4 protein-coding genes are annotated in these 2669 nt (G+C 63.5%); 1 reads left to right on the top strand and 3 read right to left on the bottom strand.

Features of this window, described 5'->3' with window-relative positions; translation table 11 throughout:
- The coding region (locus EN884_RS32295) for a hypothetical protein (protein ID WP_164895296.1) at positions 1-459 on the top strand (459 nt) is incomplete at its 5' end.
- A 2-nt stretch (positions 460-461) separates the two neighbouring features.
- Here the strand turns inward: EN884_RS32295 and EN884_RS32290 are convergent.
- From EN884_RS32290 to EN884_RS32280, 3 genes are all read right to left on the bottom strand, one after another.
- Positions 462-1097, bottom strand: a complete 636-nt coding sequence (locus EN884_RS32290; protein ID WP_027163303.1) for a DUF480 domain-containing protein — start codon at positions 1095-1097, stop codon at positions 462-464.
- Between the two features lie 32 nt (positions 1098-1129).
- A complete protein-coding gene (locus tag EN884_RS32285; protein WP_013528877.1) occupies positions 1130-1909 on the bottom strand; it encodes a succinate dehydrogenase iron-sulfur subunit in 780 nt (259 codons plus the stop codon).
- Between the two features lie 9 nt (positions 1910-1918).
- Positions 1919-2669: FAD-binding protein (locus EN884_RS32280; RefSeq protein ID WP_128360978.1), on the bottom strand; the 751-nt coding region annotated here is incomplete at its 5' end.

The following is a 2669-nucleotide window of genomic DNA, read 5'->3' as shown; positions in this document are numbered from 1 at the left end:
GCTTACGGCCAGGGCAAGGGACCGACGACGCGCTCGCGCCTCGGTGCGATGCCGGGAGCGCTCGTCGGCAAGTGGGGTTTTGCAGTTGCCAGCGGCAATTATTGCGACACATTCAGCAACTGCGATCCAGGCAGCGGCGGCAGCGTCACCTTTACCTTCGGGGCTGACGGGCGCACCTATTACGCGCTGTTCCAATCGTCTCTGGTCGACGGCTGCGGTCAGGTCCGGTCGCTGACCCTGAAAACCGGCAAGGCCTCCGTGCGCGGTTCGACCCTGGTTTTCACGCCGACGGCAGGAACCTACAAATCCGTCAATGGTTGCCGGCCCGACCTTACGGGCCTCTGGAAATTCAAGCCCGGTGACCTGAAGCCGGTCTCCTTGCGTTGGCAACTGGACGGCAACCAGTTGCGGCTGATCGACCCCGACGGCGAAGCGAGCGGCGTTTACTCGAGGAGGTGAACCTAGCGCTCGCCGGTCAGCGCGTCGATGCGGGCGCGTAACATTGCAATCTCCTCCTCGAGGGCGCTGACGCGCTCCTCGAGGCCGGAGGCAGATGAAGCAGCCGACGCAGCCTGCATGGCGATGGGGGCGATCTGCGGAATCCCGCTCAGCAGATGGACGTAACGCTCCTCGCGCTGGCCCGGTCCGCGTGGGATTTCCTGGATGAGTGGCGGTCGGCGGCCGATCAGCATGTCGAGCTCGGCGCGCAAATCTTCGATCGACGAAAACCGTGCCATGCGCTCGGTGCGCGCCGACAATTCATGGGCCGTCTGCGGCCCGCGCAGCAACAGCAAGCCGATCAAGGCGGTCTGCGGTGTGGTCAGCGAGAAGCGCTGCGCCATCTGGTGCTCGTAGCGCTCGACACGCGAACCGAACATCTGCCGCACCAGCCCCTTTTGTTCGAGCAGCTTCAGCCCCCGGTGCACCTCGCTCTGCTCCAGCGCCATCACCGGCTCGCGCGCCGTCTTCTGGTTGGCGGCGGCCAGTGCCGCGTTGAGCGTCAGCGGATAGACATCCGGCGTCAGCTCCTTCTTCTCGATCAGGCAGCCGAGAATGCGAGCTTCCACAGGGGAAAGGATGGGAAGGTCATCGCTCATTGGATTACTCTCGCCGGCAACCAACCAACCGCCTAAACCCTTCTCTCCACCATCATCTTCTTGATCTCCGCGATCGCCTTGGCCGGGTTGAGGCCTTTGGGGCAGGTCTGCGCGCAGTTCATGATGGTGTGGCAGCGATAGAGCCGGAACGGGTCTTCGAGATTGTCGAGCCGCTCGCCGGTGGCCTCGTCGCGGCTATCGATCAGCCAGCGATAGGCCTGCAGAAGCGTTGCCGGGCCGAGATAGCGGTCGCCGTTCCACCAATAGCTCGGGCACGAGGTCGAGCAGCAGGCGCACAATATGCATTCATAGAGCCCGTCGAGCTTCTCGCGGTCCTCATGGCTCTGCAGCCACTCCTTGGCCGGCTCCGGCGACACCGTCTTCAGCCAAGGCTGGATCGACGCGTGCTGGGCGTAGAAATTGGTGAGGTCGGGCACCAGATCCTTGACCACCTGCATATGCGGCAGCGGGTAGACTTTTACCGCGCCCGAAATGTCGTCGCAGCCCTTGGTGCAGGCGAGCGTGTTGGAACCGTCGATGTTCATGGCGCAGGAGCCGCAAATGCCTTCGCGGCAGGAACGCCGCAAGGTCAGCGTCGGGTCGATCTTGTTCTTGATCCACAGCAGCGCGTCGAGCACCATCGGCCCGCAGTCGTCCATGTCGACGAAATAGGTATCGATGCGCGGGTTCTCGTCGTCGTCCGGCGACCAGCGATAGATGCGGTATTCCCGCAGATTGGTGGCGCCCTCCGGCTTCGGCCAGGTCTTGCCCGGCTTGATCTGCGAATTCTTGGGGAGCGTGAGTTCAACCATGTTCGATCCTCAATACACTCTGGCCTTGGGCGCGATCTTGGCGAGGCTGATGCCGCCGTCCTTTTCAGCCAGCTGCGGCTCGGTGTGCACCGGCCGGTAGGAGAGTGCCACCTCGCCGTCTTCGCTCAGCCTGGCCAGCGTATGCTTGCGCCAGACCGCGTCGTCGCGCGCCGAAAAGTCCTCGCGTGCGTGCGCGCCACGGCTCTCCTTGCGCGCCTCGGCGCTGTAGACCGTGGTGATGGCATTGGCCATCAGGTTTTCCAGCTCCAGCGTTTCGACCAGATCGGAGTTCCAGATCATCGAGCGGTCGGACACTTTGATGTCCTTCAACTCGCCCCAGATCTGCGAAATGCGCTTACAGCCATTTTCGAGCGACTCCTGCGTGCGGAATACGGCCGCGTCTTCCTGCATCGCCTTCTGCATCTTTTCACGCAGCACCGCCGTCGGTGTCGAGCCGTTGGCGTAACGCAGCCGGTCGAAGCGGTCCATGATCTTTTCGACCGAGGCTTCGTTGGGCGAAGGGATCGCCGACTTGCGGTCGATGACCTGGCCGGCGCGGATCGCCGCCGCGCGGCCGAACACCACAAGATCGATCAACGAATTCGAACCGAGCCTGTTGGCGCCGTGCACGGAGGCGCAGCCGGCTTCGCCGACAGCCATCAATCCGGGCGACACCTGGTCTGGATTGAGCGCCGTCGGATTGAGCACCTCGCCCCAGTAATTGGTCGGCACGCCGCCCATATTGTAGTGGACCGTGGGC

The sequence above is a fragment of the Mesorhizobium sp. M7A.F.Ca.AU.001.01.1.1 genome (assembly GCF_004022735.1).
GTDB classification, from domain to species: Bacteria; Pseudomonadota; Alphaproteobacteria; order Rhizobiales; family Rhizobiaceae; genus Mesorhizobium; species Mesorhizobium ciceri.
The sequence above is the reverse complement of the archived record's forward strand: the minus strand, read 5'-3'. Positions and strand labels throughout refer to the sequence as shown.